Origin of the sequence: Kitasatospora sp. NPDC001540 (assembly GCF_042894345.1) — a bacterium.
Classification (GTDB): domain Bacteria; phylum Actinomycetota; class Actinomycetes; order Streptomycetales; family Streptomycetaceae; genus Kitasatospora; species Kitasatospora phosalacinea_C.
In genome coordinates, this window is record NZ_JBIAVO010000002.1 from 216,425 (window position 1) to 237,193 (window position 20,769).

Annotated in this window: 23 protein-coding genes; 15 read left to right on the forward strand and 8 right to left on the reverse strand. The window is 76.1% G+C overall.

What is annotated here, in order from left to right; genetic code table 11:
• Positions 1–95: 95 nt before the first annotated feature.
• Together ACFY00_RS03930 and ACFY00_RS03935 are read left to right on the forward strand one after the other, a co-directional pair.
• Entirely contained in the window at positions 96–560 is a 465-nt protein-coding gene (locus ACFY00_RS03930; protein ID WP_388026872.1) for a hypothetical protein, read from the forward strand.
• An 84-nt stretch (positions 561–644) separates the two neighbouring features.
• Positions 645–1,022, forward strand: coding sequence for a hypothetical protein (locus tag ACFY00_RS03935; RefSeq protein ID WP_388026873.1), 378 nt, complete (start codon positions 645–647; stop codon positions 1,020–1,022).
• 32 nt (positions 1,023–1,054) lie between these two features.
• Here ACFY00_RS03935 and ACFY00_RS03940 read toward each other — a convergent pair whose 3' ends face one another.
• The 3 genes from ACFY00_RS03940 to ACFY00_RS03950 all read right to left on the reverse strand — a co-directional run bounded on the left by ACFY00_RS03940 (position 1,055) and on the right by ACFY00_RS03950 (position 3,997).
• A complete protein-coding gene (locus tag ACFY00_RS03940; RefSeq protein ID WP_388026875.1) occupies positions 1,055–2,521 on the reverse strand; it encodes a sensor histidine kinase in 1,467 nt (488 codons plus the stop codon).
• On the reverse strand, positions 2,518–3,234 hold the full coding sequence (locus ACFY00_RS03945; RefSeq protein WP_388026876.1) for a response regulator transcription factor: 717 nt from the start codon (positions 3,232–3,234) through the stop codon (positions 2,518–2,520). The genes ACFY00_RS03940 and ACFY00_RS03945 overlap by 4 nt, the downstream gene beginning before the upstream one ends.
• Positions 3,235–3,337: 103 nt before the next feature.
• Complete coding sequence (locus tag ACFY00_RS03950) at positions 3,338–3,997, reverse strand: TetR/AcrR family transcriptional regulator (protein ID WP_388026878.1); 660 nt, start codon at positions 3,995–3,997, stop codon at positions 3,338–3,340.
• A gap of 126 nt (positions 3,998–4,123) precedes the next feature.
• On the opposite strand from ACFY00_RS03950, the gene ACFY00_RS03955 reads away from it, so the two are divergent.
• Positions 4,124–5,374 (forward strand): MFS transporter, encoded by a 1,251-nt coding sequence (locus ACFY00_RS03955; protein ID WP_388026880.1) that lies wholly within the window; start codon positions 4,124–4,126, stop codon positions 5,372–5,374.
• 40 nt (positions 5,375–5,414) lie between these two features.
• On the opposite strand, the gene ACFY00_RS03960 is transcribed toward ACFY00_RS03955, so the two are convergent.
• A complete protein-coding gene (locus ACFY00_RS03960) occupies positions 5,415–5,831 on the reverse strand; it encodes a DUF4440 domain-containing protein (protein WP_388026883.1) in 417 nt (138 codons plus the stop codon).
• Positions 5,832–5,930: 99 nt separating this feature from the next.
• Between ACFY00_RS03960 and ACFY00_RS03965 the strand changes: the two genes are divergently transcribed.
• The 4 genes from ACFY00_RS03965 to ACFY00_RS03980 all read left to right on the forward strand — a co-directional run bounded on the left by ACFY00_RS03965 (position 5,931) and on the right by ACFY00_RS03980 (position 8,803).
• Positions 5,931–6,299, forward strand: coding sequence for a VOC family protein (locus tag ACFY00_RS03965; protein WP_388026885.1), 369 nt, complete (start codon positions 5,931–5,933; stop codon positions 6,297–6,299).
• A gap of 218 nt (positions 6,300–6,517) precedes the next feature.
• Positions 6,518–7,072 (forward strand): RNA polymerase sigma factor, encoded by a 555-nt coding sequence (locus ACFY00_RS03970; RefSeq protein WP_388026887.1) that lies wholly within the window; start codon positions 6,518–6,520, stop codon positions 7,070–7,072.
• Positions 7,073–7,290: 218 nt separating this feature from the next.
• Positions 7,291–7,470, forward strand: a complete 180-nt coding sequence (locus ACFY00_RS03975; RefSeq protein WP_388026889.1) for a hypothetical protein — start codon at positions 7,291–7,293, stop codon at positions 7,468–7,470.
• 328 nt (positions 7,471–7,798) lie between these two features.
• Positions 7,799–8,803 carry a terpene synthase family protein gene (locus tag ACFY00_RS03980; protein WP_388026891.1) on the forward strand — a complete coding sequence of 335 codons (1,005 nt, stop codon included), beginning with the start codon at positions 7,799–7,801 and terminating at the stop codon, positions 8,801–8,803.
• Positions 8,804–8,837: 34 nt separating this feature from the next.
• Here the strand turns inward: ACFY00_RS03980 and ACFY00_RS03985 are convergent, their stop codons facing one another.
• Entirely contained in the window at positions 8,838–9,743 is a 906-nt protein-coding gene (locus tag ACFY00_RS03985) for an ADP-ribosylglycohydrolase family protein (protein WP_388026892.1), read from the reverse strand.
• Positions 9,744–10,382: 639 nt separating this feature from the next.
• Between ACFY00_RS03985 and ACFY00_RS03990 the strand changes: the two genes are divergently transcribed.
• The 6 genes from ACFY00_RS03990 (at position 10,383) to paaE (ending at position 15,629) form a co-directional block, all read left to right on the forward strand.
• Positions 10,383–11,675, forward strand: a complete 1,293-nt coding sequence (locus ACFY00_RS03990; RefSeq protein ID WP_388026894.1) for a M20 family metallopeptidase — start codon at positions 10,383–10,385, stop codon at positions 11,673–11,675.
• 220 nt (positions 11,676–11,895) lie between these two features.
• Positions 11,896–12,879, forward strand: coding sequence for a 1,2-phenylacetyl-CoA epoxidase subunit PaaA (paaA, locus tag ACFY00_RS03995; RefSeq protein WP_388026897.1), 984 nt, complete (start codon positions 11,896–11,898; stop codon positions 12,877–12,879).
• Entirely contained in the window at positions 12,876–13,169 is a 294-nt protein-coding gene (paaB, locus tag ACFY00_RS04000; protein ID WP_033257582.1) for a 1,2-phenylacetyl-CoA epoxidase subunit PaaB, read from the forward strand. Before paaA ends, paaB begins: the two co-directional genes overlap by 4 nt.
• Before the next feature lie 32 nt (positions 13,170–13,201).
• Complete coding sequence (paaC, locus tag ACFY00_RS04005) at positions 13,202–14,083, forward strand: 1,2-phenylacetyl-CoA epoxidase subunit PaaC (protein WP_388026900.1); 882 nt, start codon at positions 13,202–13,204, stop codon at positions 14,081–14,083.
• Positions 14,077–14,562 carry a 1,2-phenylacetyl-CoA epoxidase subunit PaaD gene (gene paaD / locus ACFY00_RS04010; protein WP_388026901.1) on the forward strand — a complete coding sequence of 162 codons (486 nt, stop codon included), beginning with the start codon at positions 14,077–14,079 and terminating at the stop codon, positions 14,560–14,562. The genes paaC and paaD overlap by 7 nt, the downstream gene beginning before the upstream one ends.
• A complete protein-coding gene (paaE, locus tag ACFY00_RS04015) occupies positions 14,562–15,629 on the forward strand; it encodes a 1,2-phenylacetyl-CoA epoxidase subunit PaaE (protein WP_388026902.1) in 1,068 nt (355 codons plus the stop codon). Before paaD ends, paaE begins: the two co-directional genes overlap by 1 nt.
• Before the next feature lie 3 nt (positions 15,630–15,632).
• On the opposite strand, the gene ACFY00_RS04020 is transcribed toward paaE, so the two are convergent.
• A complete protein-coding gene (locus tag ACFY00_RS04020) occupies positions 15,633–16,322 on the reverse strand; it encodes an alpha/beta fold hydrolase (RefSeq protein ID WP_388026904.1) in 690 nt (229 codons plus the stop codon).
• Between the two features lie 134 nt (positions 16,323–16,456).
• On the opposite strand from ACFY00_RS04020, the gene ACFY00_RS04025 reads away from it, so the two are divergent.
• Positions 16,457–17,425: a helix-turn-helix transcriptional regulator gene (locus ACFY00_RS04025; protein ID WP_388026906.1), complete on the forward strand. Its 969-nt coding sequence runs from the start codon at positions 16,457–16,459 to the stop codon at positions 17,423–17,425.
• 27 nt (positions 17,426–17,452) lie between these two features.
• On the opposite strand, the gene ACFY00_RS04030 is transcribed toward ACFY00_RS04025, so the two are convergent.
• Together ACFY00_RS04030 and ACFY00_RS04035 are read right to left on the reverse strand one after the other, a co-directional pair.
• A complete protein-coding gene (locus ACFY00_RS04030; RefSeq protein WP_388026908.1) occupies positions 17,453–18,595 on the reverse strand; it encodes an NAD(P)-binding domain-containing protein in 1,143 nt (380 codons plus the stop codon).
• Positions 18,592–19,509, reverse strand: a complete 918-nt coding sequence (locus tag ACFY00_RS04035; RefSeq protein WP_388026910.1) for a RimK family alpha-L-glutamate ligase — start codon at positions 19,507–19,509, stop codon at positions 18,592–18,594. Before ACFY00_RS04035 ends, ACFY00_RS04030 begins: the two co-directional genes overlap by 4 nt.
• A gap of 221 nt (positions 19,510–19,730) precedes the next feature.
• Here ACFY00_RS04035 and ACFY00_RS04040 point away from each other — a divergent pair, with 221 nt between their 5' ends.
• Positions 19,731–20,681, forward strand: a complete 951-nt coding sequence (locus ACFY00_RS04040) for a hypothetical protein (protein WP_388026913.1) — start codon at positions 19,731–19,733, stop codon at positions 20,679–20,681.
• Positions 20,682–20,769 lie beyond the last annotated feature (88 nt).

Consider the following 20,769-nt stretch of genomic DNA (forward strand, 5'->3'; position numbering starts at 1 on the left):
CGGCCGCGGCCCACCGAAACGCGTCGCCCCGGGGCGGAGCGGGCGGCTACGCTGGCGCGACGGAACCGGACGAAGCCCTGGAGCCGCTGCGCCGGGTGCTGCTGGAACGCGGGACCGACGGCCGCCCGGAGACGGTCGCCGCGGCGGTGGAGGCCGCCCGGGCGGCGCTGGCGGGCGGGGCGGACGCCCCGGGCCTGTGGGAGCTCGGCACGCTGCCCGGGTGGGACGCCCCGGAGGCCCGCCGCCTGCTGAACGAGCTGGAGCAGGAGCTCTGGCGGGAGCTGCGGCTGCCCACCACCCCCGCGGGCCGCGACCTGGCCCTGGCCCGCTTCTGCGCCCAGGACCTGCTCGACGGCCGCCTCGACCCGCTGACGGCGGCCGAGCGGCTCGGGTACGAGCTGTGCCCCGTCGACGACCACGACTCCCCGCTGCGACCGTTCCGCGACCGGCTGCACCGCGCGGAGGACCGGCGCGAGTTCGGCGGCGGGCCGTCGGAGGACCTGCTCGCCGAACTGCCCGTCCTGGCCGCCCGTCTGCCGGCCGGAGGCGGGGAGGCGTAGTCGGCCCGTGCGCGGAACGCGGTGGCGGGGGAGTCCGGGGAAAACCGGCTGTGCCGTCGGTGGCTCCGGCCCTACGCTGCGGCCATGACCTTCTCGTCCGGCTGGAGCGACGGACCCGCGTTCGACGACCGGGCCGTCACCGTCGACATCGCCGGGTCGGTGCCGACGGCGGCCGACGCCCGGCAGGTGGCGGAGGTCCTCCTCGGGCAGGGCTGGCGCGTGCGCAGGCAGTCCTGGACGGAGTTCGAGGCCGAGCACGGCTACGCCCGGCTGTCGGTGCTCCCGCTGGACCCGGTGGTCTTCACGGGTGAGATCGCGGTCACCGGGGTCACCGAACTGATCGGGACCTTCGACCGGAGCGGCCACCGCTGCACCGTCGAGCTCTACGACCCGGACAGCGGCGAACTCCTCGCCGAACGGCCTAGCCCCGGCCCCGGGCCGACGGACCGCTGCGGCCGTTGACCGCGCACGCCCCGCGTCCCGGTGCTGGCCCGTCAGCCGGGCGTGCGGTTGCTCAGCCAGTCGCGGGGGGAGGGCGGCAGGGCGGTCGGGGCGTCGGGGAGGAGGAGGGGGAGGCGGACCTCCAGGCGGCAGCCCGGGGCGTCGGGGCGGTCGGCGACCAGGGCCGATCCGCGGTGCAGGGCGGCCTGTTGGGCGACCAGGGTCAGGCCGAGGCCGGAGCCCGGGCTGTCGGGGCGGCGGTGGAAGCGGTGGAAGACGGCGGCGCGGTCGGCGGGCGGGACGCCGGGGCCGGTGTCGTCCACGGTCAGGCGGGCGGTGCCGCCCTCGACGCGGAGGCGGACGTCCACCTCGGCGGGGCGGTCGGCCGGGTGGGCGGTGGGACGGCCGTGGACGGCGGCGTTGGCCAGCAGGTTGGCGAGCAGGATGCGCAGGCCCGCGTCCCAGCCGAACACCCTTGCCTCCGGCGGGAGTTCGGTGCGGTAGACGGTGCCCGGGTGGCGGCGGGCGGCCTCGGCGACGGCGGTGTCGACCAGTTCGGCGAGGTCGACCGGGCCGAACGCGGAGGCCTCCACCAGGTCGCCCCGGGCCAGCGCGGACAGCGCGCTCAGCAGGTCCAGCATCCGGGCGTGGTCCTGCTGCAACTCGCCCAGCACCTCGGCGCGTTCGTCCTCCGGCAGGTCCGGGTGCGCGGCCAGCACGTCCAGGTTGGTGCGCAGGCTCATCAGCGGGGTGCGCAGCTCGTGCGAGGCCGCAGAGGAGAACGACCGTGCGGTGTCCAGGGCCTGCGCGGTGCGGGCCGCCTGCTCGTCGTACCGGGACAGCAACAGGGCGATCGCGCCGGAGAGTTCGTCCACCTCGGCGGTGCCCGTCCGGGCGTGCGCGAACGCCGCGTGGCCGGTCCGCGGGTCCAGGGCGGCGGCCCGGCGGCCCAGGCGGCGCAGCGGCCGGGTGGCCCGCTCGGCGAGCGCGAAGGCGACCAGCCCCGAGAGCGGAGCCGCGACCAGTGCCACCAGCAGCACCCGCCGCCGCACCGCCCGCAGTTCGTCCGCGGGCTCCTCGGCCGGGGCCAGCACCCACAGCGTCCCGCTCGCGCTCCCGCTGTCCACCTTCACGGTCAACACACGCCAGGAAGTGCCGTTCTGACGGACCGTCACGGCCTTCCCGCCCGGCTCCTGCGGGAGCAGCAGCGGATCGTCCGGCTGGGAACCCGCCGAGAGCAGCACCGTGCCGTCGGCGGCGGTCACCCGGACGCCCGCGTCCAGCGCCGCGTCCATCAGCTTGCGCTGCTGGTTCTGCTCCACCTTCGAGCGGCCCCGGCTGTCCGCCGCGAGCAGCCCCCTGGCGTTCGGCAGGACGGCGGCCGCCCGGGCGCCCAACTGCGCGTCCTGGCGGCGGTGCAGGTCCGTGCTCACCAGCGGCAGCAGCAGCGCCCCGGCCGCCGCCACCAGCAGCGGCACCAGCACCGCCGCCCCGATCGCGATCCTGGTCGACAGCTTCACCGGCCCGCCCCGCCCTCGTCCGGCGCCCGCAGCACGAACCCCACCCCGCGCACCGTGTGCACTGTCCGGGGGCGGCCGTCGGCCTCCAACTTCCGCCGCAGGTACGAGACGAAGGTGTCCACGGCGTCGCTGCGCACCTCGAAGTCGTAGCCCCACACCCGGTCCAGCAGCACCTCCCGGGAGAGCACGATGCCGGCGTTCCGGGCGAGTTGGGCCAGCAGCTCGAACTCGCGCCTGGTCAGCCGCAGTTCGGTGTCCTCCCAGAACACCTGGCGGGTCTCCGGGTGGATCCGCAGCGGGCCGACCCGGAGCAGGTCCGCGGGCTGCGGCGGGCGGCGGCGCAGCAGTGCGTGCAGGCGCAGCACCAGCTCCTCCAGGGCGAACGGCTTCACCAGGTAGTCGTCCGCGCCCGCCTGCAACCCGGCGACCCGGTCGGCGAGCTCGTCCAGCGCGGAGAGCATCAGCACCGGGGTGTCGTCCGCCCGGGCCCGCAGCGTCCGGCACACCTCCGTCCCGGAGGGGCCCGGCATCCCGACGTCCAGCACCAGCACGTCCGGCGGCTCCGCGGCGAGGGCCGCCAGCGCCTGCGCCCCGTCCGCCGCGACCGCGACCCGGAAGCCGCTCAGCCGCAGCCCGCGCTCCAGACTCCGCCGGATCGCCGCGTCGTCGTCCACCACCAGCACCCGCCCGGCCGACCCGCTCACCTGCCGCACCTCCGCCCAGACCGTACCGTCGCAGAGGGAGATGCGTGGCGGCGGGGGAGGGTTCCGGCGGCGGGCGGGAAAGGTTCCGGCGGTGGGGTTCAGGTGGTGCGGTTCAGGGGCTGCGGCAGGTGTCGGTGTGGTGGCGCAGGAGGTCGTCGACGAGGCGGCGGACGTCGGCGGGTTCGACCGGGCCGAGGTTGAGGATGATCCGGAAGTAGAGCGGGGCCAGCAGGTGGTCGACGCCCTGGCGGAGGGTGGGGGCCGGTTCGCCGCGTTCCGCGGCCCGGGCCAGGATCGTGGCCAGTTGCTGTTCGCGCGCGGTCATCCGCGGGGTCGAGCCGGGGCCGGGGCAGGTGGCGAGCTGGCCGACGGAGTGGCGCACCAGCGCCAGGTTCTCCGGGGCGGCGACGGAGGCCAGGCTGCGTTCGGCCCACTGGAGCAGGTCGGTGCGGAGGGCGCCGGTGTCCGGCGGGGGGTCCTCCGGAGCCAGCCGGGTGGCGGTGACGTCGGCCAGCAGGCCGTTGAGGTCGCCCCAGCGCCGGTAGACGGAGGTGGGGTTGACGCCCGCCCGGGCGGCGACGACCGGGATCGAGAGCTGCTCCGCGCCGCCCTCGGCGATCAGTTCGGTGACGGCCCGGTGCACGGCGGCGCACACCCGCGCGCTGCGCCCGCCGGTGCGGCGGACCGGCTCGGCCGGGGTCGGCTCCGGGAGTGGCTCCGGGGTCGGCTCCGGGCCGGGGGGTGGGGTCGGCTCCGGCGGCTGGCTGTTCACTCTCCCATGTTAAGGCAAAGTGATTCGCTTTAACCCTGAGCGGTCACCTAGTATCTGTTAAAGCCAACCCTTTCGACTTAAGGGGTCACGCCTCCGGTCACCGACCGGCCTGCCACCGAGGTGCCCATGCCGAACTCCCGCGGGCTGTCCCGCACCCCGGCCTTCTGGCTGGTCGCAGCGGCCCTGCTGCTGCTGACCTTCGCCGCCGCCGCCCCCTCCCCGCTGTACGTCGTCTACCAGGCCGCCTGGGGCTTCTCCTCCGGCACCCTCACGGTGGTCTTCGCCGTCTACGCGCTGTTCCTGCTGCTCGCCCTGACCACCGTCGGCAGCCTGTCCGACTTCCTGGGCCGCAAGCCGCTGCTCTACGGTTCGCTGCTGCTGGAGGCGGCGGCGATGCTGCTGTTCACCGGCGCGGACGGGGTCGGCCCGCTGCTGCTGGCGCGGGCCGTCCAGGGCTTCGCGACCGGCGCCGCGACCGGCGCCCTCTCGGCCACCCTGGTCGACCTGCAGCCGCAGCGCTCCCCGGGCCTCGGCGCCCTCGTCAACGGCGCGGCCTCCACCCTCGGCCTGGCCCTCGGCGCCTTCGGCTCGGGCCTGCTGGTGCAGTACGGCCCGGCCCCGCGGGTCCTGGTCTTCGCGCTGCTCGCCGCCGGCTTCCTGCTCGCCGTCGCCGCCCTGGCGCTGGTCCCCGAGACCGCCGGACGCCGCCCCGGCGCCCTGGCCTCCCTGGTGCCGCGGGCCCGCGTCCCGCGGCAGGCCCGCCGCGCCTTCGCGGTCGGCGCCCCGGCCCTGGTCGCGGTCTGGTCGCTCGGCGGCCTCTACCTCTCGCTCGGCCCCTCGCTCGCCGCCGGGGTCCTGCACCTGCACAACCACCTGGTCGGCGGCCTGGTGGTCAGCACCATGACCGCGGCCGGGACGCTCGGCTCGCTCCTGCTGCGCGGCCGCCCCGCCCGGACCACGCTCCGGTTCGGCGGGAGCGCGCTGACCCTCGGCGTGCTCGGCACCCTGCTGGCCCTCGACCACGGCAGCACGCCGCTGTTCTTCGCGATGACCGCGCTGGCCGGGCTCGGCTTCGGCGCGACCTTCCTCGGCGTGCTCTCCGGCATCGCCCCGCTGGCCGCCCCCGCGGAGCGCGCCGAACTGTTCGCGGCCGTGTACGTCCTCAGCTACCTGGCCTTCAGCGCCCCCGCGGTGGCCGCCGGGTTCGCCGCCCCGCACTTCGGCCTGCTGGCCACCGCGACCGGCTACGGCGCCGCCGTGGCCCTGCTCGCCCTGGTCACCCTCGCCACGACCTTCGTCCGCCCCCGCCCCGCCGCCCGGCCGAACCCGGTGGAGGCGGCCTGCCCGGCGGAGACCGGGGGGGCGGTGCGGTCCTGAGCGGCCAGGGCCGAAGGGGCGGCGCGGGCCCGCGCGGCGGCTACGGCTCGTCGTGCCAGGAGAAGGCGGTGATCCGCCAGCCGTCGGGGGTGCGGGCGAACTGGAAGGTCTTGGTGCCGGTGCCCTCGTACGGTTCGCCGTTCAGCAGGCCGGACTTGCGGTAGGTGCCGATCCGGCAGGCCACGCCGTCGGCGATCTCGGTGCGCTCGTCGACCTCCCACTCGTGGAAGTCGGTCAACCGGCCGTCGGAGAGCAGGAGTTCGCGCGGGGCGATGAACTCCTCGACGCCGTACGCGGCGTAGCGGGGCGAGGTCACCACGATCACGCCGCCGGGCAGCATCAGCCGCCGGAGCCGCCCGACGTCGGCCGGGCCGCCGTGCCGGTTGTCGAAGGCGCCGAAGAACTCGCCGGTCAGTCGGTCGAGTTCGGCCTTGTCGGTGGAGGTGCTCGCGGGCATGATCCGCACCGTAGCACCGCGCCCCGCCGGGCGGGAGGGGTCGGCGACAGGAGGGAACCCGGTTGCCGGTCCTTACCGGGAGGGCCGAGAATCCGGCGCATGACTTCTGTGATCAGGCACGTGACCATCGACAGCCTCGACCCCTACCGCCTCGCCTCGTTCTGGTCCGAGGTGCTCGGCCAGCCGCTGCACGAGGAGGACTTCCCCGGCGACCCGCAGGCGCTGATCGAGGCCGCGGGGCTGCTGTTCGTGACGGTCCCGGAGGAGAAGGCGGGCAAGAACCGGATCCACTTCGACCTGCAGCCGCAGGAGCGCACCCGGGACGAGGAGGTCGAGCGGCTGGTCGGCCTGGGCGCGGTGCTGGTGGCCGACCAGCGGCGTCCGGACGGCACGGGCTGGGTGGTGCTGGCGGACATCGAGGGCAACGAGTTCTGCGTGGAGCGGAGCGCGGCCGAGCGCGCGGCCTGAGACCGGCCGTCCGCCGGGCTGCCGGGTCGTCGGAAAGAAGGGTGAATCCTTTTCGGCGGCCCGCGCCTCTCATGGGCACCACGCCGGACGGTGCACCGGGCACCGGGCGGCACGGAACAGCCCGGAGGAGAAGGACATGATGGTCGTCGTCGCGGTCGGTGCGGGTGCGGTGCTGCTCTGCACCTGCGTGCTGGTGCTCAAGCGGAAGCGGGGGAGCCGTGGTTGAGACCCGCTGGCCCGGCGAGGAGGTGATCCGCGCGGCGCGCGGCGGCGACCCGGACTCGCTGGCCGTACTGGTCGCCGGGGCGCACCCGAACGTCCGCCGGTTCGCGCACTCGCTGTGCGCCAGCCCGGAGGACGCGGAGGACGCCGCGCAGGAGGCGCTGATCGTCCTGTACCGGCGGATCGGCATGCTGCGGGCCAGCGGTGCGCTCGCGTCCTGGCTGTTCCGGATCGTCCGCAACGAGTGCCTGCGCCGGATCCGGACGGCGCGGCCGCCGGTCGCCGAACCGCCCGGCGGGACGGGCGCGGTGGCGGACTCGGCGGAGCAGGAGGCGCTGCGGCGGCTCGACACCGAGCGGGTCGCCGCCGCGATCGCCGCGCTCCCCGCCGACCAGCGCCGGGTGCTGATCATGCGCGACCTGCAGGGCCTCGGCGGGCGGGCCGTCGCCGACGCGCTCGGGCTGAGCACGGCCGCGATGAAGTCCCGGCTGCACCGGGCCCGGGCGGCCGTCCGGGCCGAACTCGGCGGCGTCCCGGGCGGCGTGCGGTGAGCGGGAGCGGCCCGGCGGACGGGAGCGGCCCGGCGGACGCAGGCGGCCCGGAAGGCGGGAGCGGCCCGGCGGACGAGGGGGGACGGGGAGGCGGGGGCGGTTCGGCGGGCAGGTGGTGGTCGCCGGGCGGTGGGGCCGACCACGCGAGCGCCACCCTGCCGCGCCACCTGCTGCGCGGCGCGGCCGGGTTCGGGGCGATCGGGGCGGGACCGGCCCTGTTGCCGGCGCTGGGGCTGCCCGCGCTGCTGCTGGTCCCGGTCGGGCTGTTCGCGCTGCGGGGCTGCCCGATGTGCTGGACGGTCGGGTTGCTGCAGGCGCTCTCCCGGGGGCGCCTGCAACGTTCCTGCGCGGACGGTCAGTGCAGCATCGCGGCCCGGCCCAAGGGCGCGGGGCGGTAGCGGGCGGATCATCGGATGAGCTGGCGGATCCGCCGGGTGGGGGAACGGCCGACGGTTCTGCGCCGCCCGGCCCGGACGGTCCAGCAGACTCGTCCCAGTCGGGCGGCGGATCCGCCCCGGGCCCGCCCCGGCGGGGCCGACCCGAAGCCGCCGCTCCGAAGCCGCCCGTCCCGAAGTCGCCCGGCCCGCCCGGGCGTCCGAGACACCCGGACGCCCGGGCGGCCCGTCCGACGCACCCACCCGTCCGACCCGCGCACCCGCCCGCGGCACCGGCCCGCGGCACCGGCCGACGCGTGCGCCGGACGCGCACCCCGAGGAGGACCCCGCCATGAGCCCCGCCACCGCGCACCGCCTCCCGGCCGGAGGGCTCGCCGGACTGCTCGAACGGATCCCCGCCCCCGCCCCCCACCCGCACGCCGACGCGCTCCGCGAGGAGGCCGTGCACTGGCTGTCCGGCACCGGTCTGCTCGACCGCGAGGGCGTCGAACGGCTGCTGGAACAGGGCCACTTGGAGCTGGCCTCGCTCTGCTGGGGCGACCTCCCGCCCGGCCCCGCGCTGCGGGCCGCCACCCAGTGGCTGCTGCTCGGCTGGATCCTCGACGACCACTTCGACCGGCACTGGCTCGGCGACCCGTCCGACGAACCCGACCGCACTGTCCGCGAACTCGCCGCCCTGCTCGGTCCGGAGCTCGGCCCCGGCGCCACCCCGCCCGCCCCCGGCACCCCGCTGGCCCGGGCCTTCCGCACCCTCTGGCAGGACAGCATCGCCCTCGCCGGGCCGTCCTGGCGGGCCCGCCAGACCGCCGACTTCCGCAGCTACCTGGAGAGTTCGCTCGACTTCCTGCGCCTGCGCGGCGCCACCCCCACCGTGCCGCAGTACCTCTCCCACCGCGACCAGGACGGCGCCACCCGCTGCGCCGCCGGGGCGGTCGAACTCGCGCACCGCCTCGACCTGGCCGAGCAGTTCCACCGCCACCCCCAACTCGTCGACCTGCGCACCCGGTTCGACCACCTGGTCGGCTGGGCCAACGACCTCTGCTCCCACCGGGTCGAGACCGCCGCCGGGCACGGCAACAACCTGATCAGCTCCCTCGAGGTGCACGAGCGGCTGCCCCGGGACGCCGCCGCGGCCCGGGTCGCCGCCCTCTGCGAAGCCGAGCTCACCACCCTGGAGTTCCTCGCCGAGGGCATCGCCCGCGGCTCCCACTGGCCGCCCCAGGTGCGCTGCTACGTCCGGGCGCTGGTCCGTTTCGTGCACGCGCTGCTGCACTGGAGCGCGACCAGCGCCCGCTACCGCCCGCAGCCCGTCCCCCCGCCCCGGGGACGCGAGTAGGCCCCGGGACGGGGGACGGATCCAGGGCACCCGGTCAGAGCGGGGGCAGCGGCTCCTGCGCGTCCAGCCAGCGCGCCGGGACGCCGGTGGGACCGGTGCGGGCGGCGACCACGCCGCCCGCGACGGCGCAGGTGGTGTCCATGTCGCCCCAGCCCGCCAGGGTCTGCCACAGCGCCTCGGTGAGGTCGTCCAACTGCCCGGCCGCGGACCAGAGCGCGAACGGGACGGTGTCCTGCGCGGAGACCGCGAAGCCGGAGCCGAGCACCGTCGCGGCGTGCCGCACGCTCGTCCCGGCCGGGAAGCGGGCCGCGATCCGCAGCCCGGAGCGGACGTCGCCCTCCGGGAGCAGGGCCGCGACCTCGGCCAGGAACTCGGCCCGCCCCGGCGCGGCCGCCCCGCGCGAGCGCACCGCCAGCGCCGCGGCCAGCGCCACCGCCTGCGCGCCCGCCACCGCCTCCGGGTGCGCGTGCGTGGCGCGGGCGGAGAGCGCCGCCTGCTCGGCGACGACGCCCAGGTCGTCCGCGAACCAGGCGCCGAGCGGGGCGACCCGCATCGCGGCGCCGTTGCCGTGCGAGCCCTGGCCGCCGAACAGGGCGGAGGTGACCGCGACGTGGTCGGCCCCGTCCTGCACCGCCCGCAGCACCTGGTGCATCGAGGGCCCGTACTTGCGGTGCGGGACGGCCGTGTACTCGGCCGCGAACTCCCGGGCCAGCGCCGCCGGTTCGACCTCGCCGCGGGCCCGCAGGTGCCGGGCCAGGACGAGCGCCATCGCGGTGTCGTCCGTCCAGTGCCAGGGCGCGGGGCGGACGATCCGGGCCGCGAGCTCCGCCGAGGCCTGCTCCACCGGCGGGTGGAACCAGCGGTCGCCGAACGCGTCGCCCAGCGCCAGCCCTCGCAGGCTGTCCAGGGCGGGGCGGGGGACGGGGCGGAGGGTGGACACGGGAAGCTCCGGGGCGGGGGAGGGGAAAAGGGAGATCGACGGGGCCGATTCTCCCGAGCGGAACGGGAGGTTCGCCAACGGATTTCCGTTCGGCGGCTGAACGCCGGGTGTCGCCCGGCCGACGCCCGGACGCCACCCGACTGGTACCAAAGGCTGATTCGCGGTCACCCATCGGACGGGGTTCGCTCGATCGTGGGCGGTTCGTGCTGCCGAACCGCCCCCGTGGGTCCAAGGTGGGTTCAGGACGCACTCGGAAGATCGCGTCCCGCTCGCCGCTCCAGGCCCGGGCCCGTGCACGCGCCCCGACGGACGCCGTCCGCCGGACGTGCGCCCCCGGTCCCGCCGCGACGCGCTGAGCGGCAGGCCACCTCGCAGGGAGGCGAACCGATCTTCTAGGCTCGCTCATCGGTCCCCTGCCGCGGTGCCCGTCCGCACCGAGGAACGGAGACCGACGTCCCCGGGCTCCGGGCCGAGCCGGAGCCGCGGACCGAGCGAGGAGGACGCAGTGTTGCCCAGCCCGAGGTCGCACCGTACGCCGCGACCGAGCCCGACGCCGCGCAGGACCCCCCGGCCGCTCGCCCCACCGATACCACCAGGCGCCCCGCGACCCGCCGGGGGTGAACAGTGAGTCCCCATACCGTGGCCCCCGAGCCGCACCCCGCCGAAGCACTGGGAGCACCCGCCGGTACGCCCGCCGCACCCGCGGCCGCCACCGTCGCGGACCCCGCCGAACTGCCCACCGCCGCAACGGCGGTGACCCCCACCGCCGCCCTGCCCGGCCTCCCGCGCACCCTCGCCGGGCGGGCCCGCACCCTCGCCGCGGCCGTCCGCAAGCGCTGCGGCGACCTCGCCCGGATCGAGTCCCCCTCCGGCGACGCGGCCCGGCTCGACTCGCTCGCCGAGGAACTCGCCGCGGGCTACGCCGCCACCGGCGCCACCGCCGTCCGGCAGCGCTGCGACCACGGCGACCACCTCGTCCTGGACTGGCCCGGACAGCAGGAGGACCTCCCGCACCTGCTGGTGGTCGGCCACCACGACACCGTCTGGCCGGTCGGCACCCTCACCGACTGGCCGGTCGAGGAGCGCGACGGGCGGCTCACCGGCCCCGGCGTCCTCGACATGAAGGGCGGACTCGCCCTGCTGGAAGGCGCGTTCGCGCTCCTCGCCGACCTCGGGCAGCGGCCGCACCGGCCCGTCCGGATGGTGATCGTCTCCGACGAGGAGGTCGGCAGCCCCGACGGCCGCCGCCTGGTCGAACGCCACCTGCGCGGCGCCGCCGCCGTCCTCGGACTCGAACCCGGGCACCCCGACGGCCGTCTCAAGACCGCCCGCCGCGGCTCCACCCGGGTCCGGCTCACCGTCACCGGACGCGAGGCCCACGCGGGCAACGACGCCGCCGACGGCGTCTCCGCGATCGACGAACTCGTCGACCAGCTGATCGACGTCCGCGGCCTCGCCCGCCAACCCGGCACCGAACTCAACACCGGACGGATCGACGGCGGCACCCGCGCCAACGTCATCGCCGGACGCGCCGAAGCCGAGCTCGGACTGCGCTTCGCCACCACCGAGGCCCAGCGCCGCACCCTCGACACCCTCGCCCACCTCACCCCCCACCGGCCCGGCGCCGACGTCCGCACCGAGGTCCTCTCCAGCCGCCCGGCCTGGCCCGAACGCACCGGCAACCCGCTGCTGCGCCACGTCCGCTCACTGGCCGCCGCGCTCGGCCAGCGCCTCGACGGGGCGCCCGCGGGCGGCGCCGGGGACACCAACCTGGCCGGGGCGAGGGGTCTGCCGACCCTGGACGGCCTCGGCGCGGTCGGCGGCGGCCCGCACGCCCGCACCGAACACCTGCGGGTCGATCAACTGGGCCCCCGCATCGCCCTGCTGGCGGCGCTGCTGGCGGTGCCGCTGCCCAGGCTGCGCGAGCGGTAGCGGGCGCGCGCATTCAGGGGCCCGGGGAACGGCGGGCTCGGGGCTGCTGACGGTGCACTGCCGGTGCGTGCCGTTGCTTCGGGTTCTTGTCACTACGGCCCGAAGCAGCACGGACACTCCGGTGGGCTCCGGCCGTCAGCAGCACGGACCCGCCGTTCCCCGGGCCCCTGGTCACTGCTGTCCGTGACCTCCTTGCCACGGTCCGGCCCCTGTGTACAGAATGGAACCGACCGAACGGTCAGTCGGGAGGTGGGTCGTGGAGGCGCAGGCTCAGGCGCAGGCGCAGTTCGACGCGGTGGTGGCCGCCGAGCAGCGGGTGGAGCCGCGGGACTGGATGCCGGACGCGTACCGGGCGACGCTGGTGCGGCAGATCGCGCAGCACGCCCACTCGGAGATCATCGGCATGCAGCCGGAGGGCAACTGGCTGACCCGGGCGCCCTCGCTGCGCCGCAAGGCGATCCTGCTGGCCAAGGCCCAGGACGAGGCCGGGCACGGGCTGTACCTGTACGCGGCGGCGGAGACCCTCGGGGTGGACCGCGCCGAGCTGACCGAGAAGCTGATCGACGGCCGGCAGAAGTACTCCTCGATCTTCAACTATCCGACGCTGACCTTCGCCGACGTCGGCGTGATCGGCTGGCTGGTGGACGGCGCGGCGATCTGCAACCAGGTCCCGCTGTGCCGCTGCAGCTACGGGCCGTACGCCCGGGCGATGGTGCGGATCTGCAAGGAGGAGTCCTTCCACCAGCGGCAGGGCTACGAACTGCTGATGACGCTGATGGCCGGGACGGACGCCCAGCGCGCCATGGTGCAGGACGCGGTGGACCGCTGGTGGTGGCCCTCGCTGATGATGTTCGGACCGCCGGACGGCGCCTCGCCCAACAGTGAGCGCTCGATGGCCTGGCGGATCAAGCGGCACAGCAACGACGAGCTGCGCCAGCGCTTCGTCGACATGACCGTCCCGCAGGCCGAGCACCTGGGCGTGGTGCTGCCCGACCCGGAGCTGGCCTGGAACGCGGAGCGCGGCAGCTGGGACTTCGGCGAACCGGACTGGTCCGAGCTGCAGCAGGTGATCAAGGGCCACGGCCCGTGCAACGCGCAGCGGATCGAGCGGCGCCGGGCGGCCCACCGGGACGGCGCCTGGGTGCGCGAGGCGGCCTCGGCGTACGCGGCCAAGCAGGCTGCGCGAGATGGGAGTTCGGGATGAGCGGGGAACGGGCCTCCTGGCCGCTGTACGAGGTGTTCGTGCGGCCCCGGCGCGGGCTGAACCACGTGCACGTCGGGTCGCTGCACGCGGCCGACGACAGGATGGCGCTGCTCGCGGCGCGCGACCTGTACACCCGGCGCAACGAGGGGGTGAGCCTGTGGGTGGTCCGCTCGGACGCGATCACCGCGTCCAGCCCGGACGAGCAGGACCCGTTCTTCGCGCCGAGCGGGGACAAGGTGTACCGGCACCCGACGTTCTATCCGATCCCCGAGGACGTCCCGCACATCTGACGAAGCGTCAACAACCTGGCAGGGAAGGCGACATGAGCGACGACCACGTGTACCTCTCGCTGGCCGAGGCGGGCCCGGGGCCGGAGGGCGAGGCCCGCTGGGCGTACGGCACGGGGTTCGCCGACCCGCTGCTGGGGGTGGACGCGGCGGCACCGGAGGGGATCGACCCGGCCGACCTCGCCGCGTACTGCCTGATGCTGGGCGACGACGCGCTGGTGCTCTCCCAGCGGCTGATCCAGTGGATCACCCGGGCACCGGAGTTGGAGGAGGAGGTGGCGCTGGCCAACCTCGGCCTCGACCTGCTCGGCCAGGCCCGCCGCCTGCTCACCCGAGCCGGACAGCTGGACGGCAGCGGCCGGAGCGAGGACGAACTCGCCTACTGGCGTGCGGAGTCCGAGTACCGCAACGTGCGGCTGGTGGAGCTGGAGAACGGCGACTTCGCGCAGTGCGTGGTGCGGCTGCTGCTGTTCGCCACCGCCCGCGAGGAGCTGTACCGGCGCCTGACCGACCACGCCGACCCGGTGCTGTCGGCCGTCGCGGCGCTCGGCGTCAAGGAGTTGGCGTACCACCGCGAGTACGCGGCCGCCTGGACGGTGCGGCTCGGCGACGGCACCGAGGAGTCGCACCGGCGGATGCGGGCCGCCCTGGACGCGCTCTGGCCCTGGCTGGAGGAGCTGTTCACCCCGCACGAGGTCGAACTCCGGCTCGGCGTCGACCCGTCGCCGCTGCGCGAACCCGTACTCGCCGCCCTGGCGGGGGTGTTGAACGAGGCCACGCTGCCCGTCCCCGACCTCCCCGGCCGGGCGTACGTGAACGGGCGGGCCGGGCGGCACGGGGTGCACACCGAGGCGATGGGGCCGCTGCTGGCCGAACTGCAGGTGGTGGCCCGGGCGCACCCGGGGGCGACGTGGTGAGCACCCTGCTGGAGCGCGCCCGGGAGGTCGCCGCCGCCGTGCCCGACCCCGAACTGCCCATGCTCACCCTGGCGGACCTCGGCGTGCTGGCCGACGTCGAGGAGGCGGACGGGGCGGTCACCGCCTGGCTGACCCCCACCTACTCCGGCTGCCCGGCCGTCGCCGAGATGGCCGCCGAGGTGGCTCGCAGGCTACGGGCCGCCGGGTTCGCCGAGGCGCGGGTGCGGCTGCGGATCGACCCGCCCTGGTCCAGCGACCGGATCAGCGCCGAGGGCCGCCGCAAGCTCGCCGAAGCCGGCATCGCGCCCCCGCACCCCGGCGGACTGCTGCAACTCGCCCCCACCCGGCGGGCGGTGGCCTGCCCGCAGTGCGGGTCCGCGGACACCGAGGAGCTCTCCCGGTTCGGCTCCACCGCCTGCAAGTCGCTGTGGCGGTGCCGCAGTTGCCGCGAACCCTTCGACCGGATCAAGGAGATCTGATGGCCGTCCGCCGCCCGCGGTTCCACCCGCTGCCGATCGGCACCCTGGAACGGCTCTGCGAGGACGCCGTCGCGGTCACCTTCGACGTCCCCGCCGACCTCGCCGCCGAGTTCGCCTTCCGCCCCGGCCAGAGCCTCACCCTGCGCCGGACGGTCGACGGCGCCGACGAGCGCCGCTCCTACTCGCTCTGCTCCCCGGTCGGCGGCCCGCTGCGGATCGCCGTCCGGGAGGTTCCCGGCGGCCTGTTCTCGCACTGGCTGGTGAGCGAGGCCGAGCCCGGCGAGGTCGTCGAAGTCCTGCCCCCCGCCGGGGCGTTCGCCGCCGACCCGGCCGAACCCGGCGAGCACGTGCTGATCGCGGCGGGCTCCGGCATCACGCCCGTGCTCTCCATCGCCGCCTCCGTCCTGGCCGGCCACCCCGCGTCCAGGGTCACCCTGCTGTACGGCAACCGGCGCAGCGACACCGTGATGTTCGCCGACGAACTCGCCGACCTCAAGGACCGCTACCTGGACCGCTTCCAACTCGTCCACGTGCTCTCCCGGGAGAGCCGCGACGCCGAACTCCTCAGCGGCCGCCTCGACCCCGACCGGGTCACCGCCCTGCTGACCGCCCTGGTCGACGCCCCCGCCGTCGACCACTGGTGGCTGTGCGGGCCGTACGGGATGGTGCTCGGGACGAAGCAACTGCTGGCCGAACTCGGCGTCCCCGCCGGGCGGGTGCACCAGGAGCTGTTCCACGCCGACGACGAGCGCCCCGAGGAGCGGCACGCCGAACCCGCGCCGGACGCGGCCGCCAGCGAGGTCACCCTCGTCCTCGACGGCCGCTCCAGCACCCTCGCCCTGCCGCGCGACCGCTCCGTCCTCGACGGCGCCCAACGCGCCCGCCCCGACCTGCCGTTCGCCTGCAAGGGCGGCGTCTGCGGCACCTGCCGCGCCCTGGTCCGCGACGGGAAGGTCGAGATGCGGCGCAACTTCGCCCTGGAGGAGGCCGAGTTGGCGGCCGGGTACGTCCTCACCTGCCAGGCTCGTCCGGTCTCCGACCGGGTCACCGTCGACTACGACGCGTGACCCTCACGCCCGATCGGCCACCGCGCCGATCAGGGCGGCCAGTTCGGCGGGACGGCTGAACATCGGCCAGTGGCCGGAGTCCAGGTCGACGTACTCGATCCGCTCCATCCGGGACACCTCCGGGGCCGCGCCCTGCGCGACCCACCCGCGCACCTGCTCCGGCGAGGCCTCGGCGCACAGCATCGTCACCGGCACGCCGTAGCGCCGCTCGTCCGACAGCCGGACCGGCGCCTGCGCGACCCCCGCCGGGACGGGGACGGCCGCCGCCTCGAACCGGGCCCGCAGCCCCTCGTCCAGATCGGCGGCGGTCGACCCCGCGAAGGGCTCCCAGCCGGGGAACGGCACCACGCCGTCGACCACCGGGAACAGGTCCGCGTACGGGTGCCCGTCCCCGTGCGGGAAGCCGTCCACCAGCACCAGCCCCGCGACCTCGCCCGGGCGGGCGTCCACCGCCATCCACCCCAGCGAACAGGCCGCCGAGTGCGCCACCAGCAGCGGCTTCCCCGCCGCCGCGTCCACCGCGGCGAGCACCGTCGCGAGCTGCTCCGCCAGCGTCGCGTCCGTCCGCCCGTCCCCCTGGCCGGGCAGGGTCAGCGGCACCGGGCGGTGGCCGCGCTCGGCCAGGGCGGGCACGACCGCGTCCCAGGCGGTGGAGCCGTTCAGCCAGAGTCCGCCGATCAGCAGGACGTCCATGGGGGGTTCCCTCCGTTCAACGGGGCCGCGAGCGGCCCGTTCGAGCAGGTCACTGCCCATGCTAGGGAGGATTCAGGACGATCGGCTTCCGGAATGTGCGGCGGAGTTCGGAGGCCGGTCCGTACGCTGTCGGTGTGTCGAGCACTGGAAGCAGCCCCACCGCCCGGGCGTTGCGGGCGCTGGAGATCCTGCGGGAGCGGCCGGGGACGACCTCGGAGCAGTTGGCGGAGCGGCTGGGGGTGACGGACCGGGCCGCGCGGCGGTACGTGGCGATCCTGCGGGAGGCCGGGGTGCCGGTGGAGTCGGAGCGGGGGCCGTACGGGGGCTACCGGCTGGGGCGGGGCGCGCGGCTGGCGCCGGTCTCGTTCACGCAGGAGGAGGCGCTCGGGCTGGTGATGGCGGTGCTGGACGGCCGTCCGGCCGCCACCGACCCGGACGACCTGGTGGGGGCGGCGCTCGGCAAGGTGGTGCGGGCGCTGCCGGAGGCGATCGGACGGCAGGCCGCCGCGCTGCGGGCGCACGCCGCGGCCGCGCCCGACCCGTACCCGGCGCACCCGGACCCGGCGGTGGCCAGCACGCTGGTGGAGGCGATCGCGGCGCGGCGACGGGTGCTGATCGGCTACCGCAGCGGCGGCGGCGGCGAGGAGTGGCGCGCGGAGGTGGACCCGTGGGCGGTGGTGGTGCGCCGGGCCCGCTGGTACCTGCTGTGCCACTCGCACCGGGCCGACGCCGTCCGCACCTACCGGATCGACCGGGTCCGGACCGCCGAGCAGTGCGGCACGCCGTTCACCATGCCGGAGGGCCTCGACCCCGTCGCCGTGCTGGAGGAGCACCTCGGCACCGGCTGGGCGTTCCGCACCCTGGTGCGCTTCGACGCCCCGCTCGAGCAGGTCGCCCCGTGGGTCGGCCCGGCGATGGGGCGGCTGCGGCCGGACGGGGCGGGCTGCGTGCTGGAGGGCAGCACCCGCAACCCGGCGATGTACGCGGGGGAGTGGCTGGCGGCCGTCCCGTTCCCGTTCCGGGTCCTGGAGGGGCCCGAACTGCGGGCGGCGGTCGCCGCGTTGGCGGCCAGGTTCACCGAGGCGGCCGCGGAGCGGGACTGAGGGTCAGACCGCGGCGGACCGTGCGGGTCAGACCGCCGCGGGCTGGGTCGGCGCCGGGGCGCCGAGCAGCCGGACCACCTCGTTGACGGCCGCGCGGCCCGCGCGGTTCGCGCCGACGGTGGAGGCGGACGGGCCGTAGCCGAGCAGGTGGACGCGCGGGTCGTCGGCGACCCGGGTGCCGTCCATCCGGATGCCGCCGCCCGCGGTGCGCAGGCCGAGCGGGGCGAGGTGGGTGAGCTCGGCGCGGAAGCCGGTCGCCCAGACGATCGCGTCGACGGGCAACTCCTCGTCGCCCCAGGCGACTCCGCGTTCGGTGAGCCGGTCGAACATCGAGCGGCGGTGCAGCACGCCCAGCTCCTCGGCGCGGCGGTAGGCCACGCTCGGGCCCAGGCCCGTCACCGAGACGACGCTGCGCACCGGCAGCCCGGCCCGCACCCGCGCGTCCACCTCGGCGACCACCTCGCGGCCGAACTCCTCGGTGAACGGCCCCTGGTGGAACACCGGCGGGGTGCGGGTCACCCACACCGTCCCGGCGACCGCGCCGAGCTCGGAGAGCACCTGGACGGCCGAGGCGCCGCCGCCGACCACGACGACCCGCTGCCCGGCGAACTCGGCCGGTCCGCGGTAGTCGGCGTAGTGCAGCTGCCGCCCGGCGAAGCGGCCCGGGTAGCGGGGCAGGAACGGCCGCGTCCAGGTGCCGGTGGCGTTCAGCAGGGCGCGGGTGGCCCAGCGCCCGGCGTCGGTCTCCACCAGCAGCCGCCCGTCCGGCCCGCCGTCGGCCCGCCCGTCCGGCCGCTCGCGCACCGCGCGCACCTTCACCGGCCGCAGCACCGGCAGCGCGTGCCTGGCCTCGTACGCGGCGAAGTAGCCGGGGACGGCGACGCGGGCCTCGGTGGCCGGGTCGGTGGCGGGGAGCTCGAAGTCCGGCAGGTCGTGGAAGCCGTGCACGGTCGCCATGGTGAGCGAGGGGGAGCGGTGCGCCCAGGCGCCGCCCGGGGCGTCGTCCGCGTCCAGCACCACGAAGCCGGTGTGCGGGGCGAAGCCGCGGCGGCGCAGGTGGTAGGCGGCGGACAGGCCGGCCTGGCCCGCGCCGATCACCAGCGCGTCCACCTCGCGGACGGCGCCGTCGGGGACGCCGCCCGCCTCGGTACTTGCACGCTCAACAGTCACGCCGGTGAAACACCGGGGCGCGGCCGGGTGTTCCCCGGCAGCAGGGCGAGGGTGGCGGCGGCCAGCCGCTCCGGGCCGCCCGGGCACAGGTCCAGGAACAGCCGCGGCTCGGTCAGCTCCAGCTCGATCAGCGCGGGCGACCCGTCCGGCAGCCGGACCAGGTCGACCCGGGCGTACAGCAGCTCGCCCGGCTCCGCCGACGCCGCCAGCACCCGCTCGGCGAGCGCCAGTTGGTCGGCGTCCGGCTCGCGGGCGACGTCCGCGAAACCGCCGCCCAGCATCGGCCCGCGGCGCACCGCGTGGCTGAACTCCCCGCCCAGGTACAGCAGCGAGGTCTCGCCCTCGTCCTCCACCATCGCCAGGTACGGCTGCACCATCGCCGTCCGCCCGGCCCCGGTCAGCGCGGCGACCTGCGCCAGCGCCGCGGTCCGGTCGGCGGTGCGGACGGTGTCCCGCGCGCCGGAGGAGACGGTCGGCTTCACCACCAGCTCCGGCCAGTCGACGGCCTCGACCGCGGCCACCGCCGCCGCCCCGTCCGCCGGGCCGCCCGGGGCCACCCACAGCGTCGGCACGATCGGCAGCCCGGCCTCCGCCAGGCCGCGCAGGTACGTCTTGTCGGTGTTGTGCTCCAGCACCCGGGCCGGATTGGCCAGCCGGGTCAGCGCGGAGACCCGGCGCGTCCAGGCCAGGAACTCCTCGCGGTACAGGATGTAGTCCCAGACGCTGCGCACCAGCACCAGGTCGTACCCCGCCCAGTCCACCGCCGGATCGTTCCAGTGCACCGCCTCCGCGCCCACCCCGAGCTGCGCGAACGCCGCCAGCACCGGCATCGCCTCCACGTCCTCCACGCCGCGGCAGGTGGCGTACGCGACCCGCGCGGGTCGGTGGACGGGCGGGCGCAGGGCGGTGCTCACGGGAGGGCTCCTGGGGTCGGGGCAGAACGGTGCGCAGCGAGCCTCCACCGCGCCCCTGACCAGTGTCAATCGTTATTTCGTACCGGTCGGTCCGGTGGCCGTGCCGCCCGGCGCCGCACCCCCGCCGCCGCGCCACTTGGTAGGTTCGCGAACACCCGGCCGACCGGCCCCGTCCGCCGGAGGGGGAGCCGGAGCCGCGGTGGGGGAGAAGGGGGACGCCGATGAGCCTGCTGGACGAGCTGTGGGCCGAGGGCTGGATGCCGTTCCGGGAGGGCCTGTACCGCGCGGACGGGCGCGCCCGCGACGCCGACGTCGAGGGGCCCGACCTGGGGGTCCTCCGGCTCGGCGAGCCGATCGACCTGGCGGACATGCTGGACGAGGATCCGAACGGGCTGAGCGCGGCCCTCGCCTGTGCGGAGGCGGGACTCCCGGACGGCCGGGGCCGGCTGGTCGGCGGCGGCGGTTCGCACGGGTCGGAAGGTTTCGTGGCCTGCCTCGACACCGAGGGCGCGGTGGTCTGGCTGCTGCACCTCGGCGAGTCCAACGAGTTCGTCCGGATCGCCGTCGACTGGCCGACGGCGACCTGCACCAACAACCTGGACCGGTCGATCACCCTCGACCTCACCTCGCCCGACTACTCCCCCGACCGGCCGGTCCGGCCGACGACCGAGGACCCGGACCCGGCCCGCCGGGCGCGCGGCGGCACCGGCCGACGGCAAGGGGCGACGACGGACGGGACGTGGATCACCGAACTGTGGCGCGACGGCCGGACGCCGATCCACTACGGGCTGTTCCGCGCGGACGGCACCGCACGGAAAGCCGACTGCGACGGCCCGCAGTTGACGTGGTTCAGGCCGGGGGAGCCGCTCGGCCCGATCACCCTGGCAGCGGCGGCGGACCCCGCCTGGACCACGGCTGCCGAGATCCTCGCCGAAGCGGCGCTGCCGGACGGCTCCGGGCGCCTGGTCGCCGGCGGGGACGCGGACGAATCGGACGGGTTCTTCGCCCGGATCGACGCCGGGGGCCGCCTGGTGTGGCTGGTGCACCTGCCGTGCGCCGAACTCGCCGGGGTCACCATCGAATGGCCCCGGGCGACCTTCGCCAACAATCGGGGGAACACGCTGACGATCGACCTCACCGCACCCGAATTCTCGGACGCTCCGCGGAATTGACGGCCCGTCGGCCCCGGCGGAATTGTCAGTGGCCCGCCGTAGTGTGGGAACAACGCTGGAGGGGGCGCCGGAAAAGGCGTCGGGCAAT

Bases quoted from the DNA above. Each gene is read 5' to 3' on its own strand.
- paaC (WP_388026900.1), top strand. From the start codon at position 13,202: ATGAGCGACGACCACGTGTACCTCTCGCTGGCCGAGGCGGGCCCGGGG.
- ACFY00_RS03965 (WP_388026885.1), top strand. From the start codon at position 5,931: ATGACTTCTGTGATCAGGCACGTGACCATCGACAGCCTCGACCCCTAC.
- paaB (WP_033257582.1), top strand. From the start codon at position 12,876: ATGAGCGGGGAACGGGCCTCCTGGCCGCTGTACGAGGTGTTCGTGCGG.
- paaA (WP_388026897.1), top strand. From the start codon at position 11,896: ATGGAACCGACCGAACGGTCAGTCGGGAGGTGGGTCGTGGAGGCGCAG.
- ACFY00_RS04040 (WP_388026913.1), top strand. From the start codon at position 19,731: ATGAGCCTGCTGGACGAGCTGTGGGCCGAGGGCTGGATGCCGTTCCGG.
- ACFY00_RS04020 (WP_388026904.1), bottom strand. From the start codon at position 16,322: ATGGACGTCCTGCTGATCGGCGGACTCTGGCTGAACGGCTCCACCGCC.
- paaE (WP_388026902.1), top strand. From the start codon at position 14,562: ATGGCCGTCCGCCGCCCGCGGTTCCACCCGCTGCCGATCGGCACCCTG.
- ACFY00_RS03955 (WP_388026880.1), top strand. From the start codon at position 4,124: ATGCCGAACTCCCGCGGGCTGTCCCGCACCCCGGCCTTCTGGCTGGTC.
- ACFY00_RS03935 (WP_388026873.1), top strand. From the start codon at position 645: ATGACCTTCTCGTCCGGCTGGAGCGACGGACCCGCGTTCGACGACCGG.
- ACFY00_RS03960 (WP_388026883.1), bottom strand. From the start codon at position 5,831: ATGCCCGCGAGCACCTCCACCGACAAGGCCGAACTCGACCGACTGACC.
- ACFY00_RS03980 (WP_388026891.1), top strand. From the start codon at position 7,799: ATGAGCCCCGCCACCGCGCACCGCCTCCCGGCCGGAGGGCTCGCCGGA.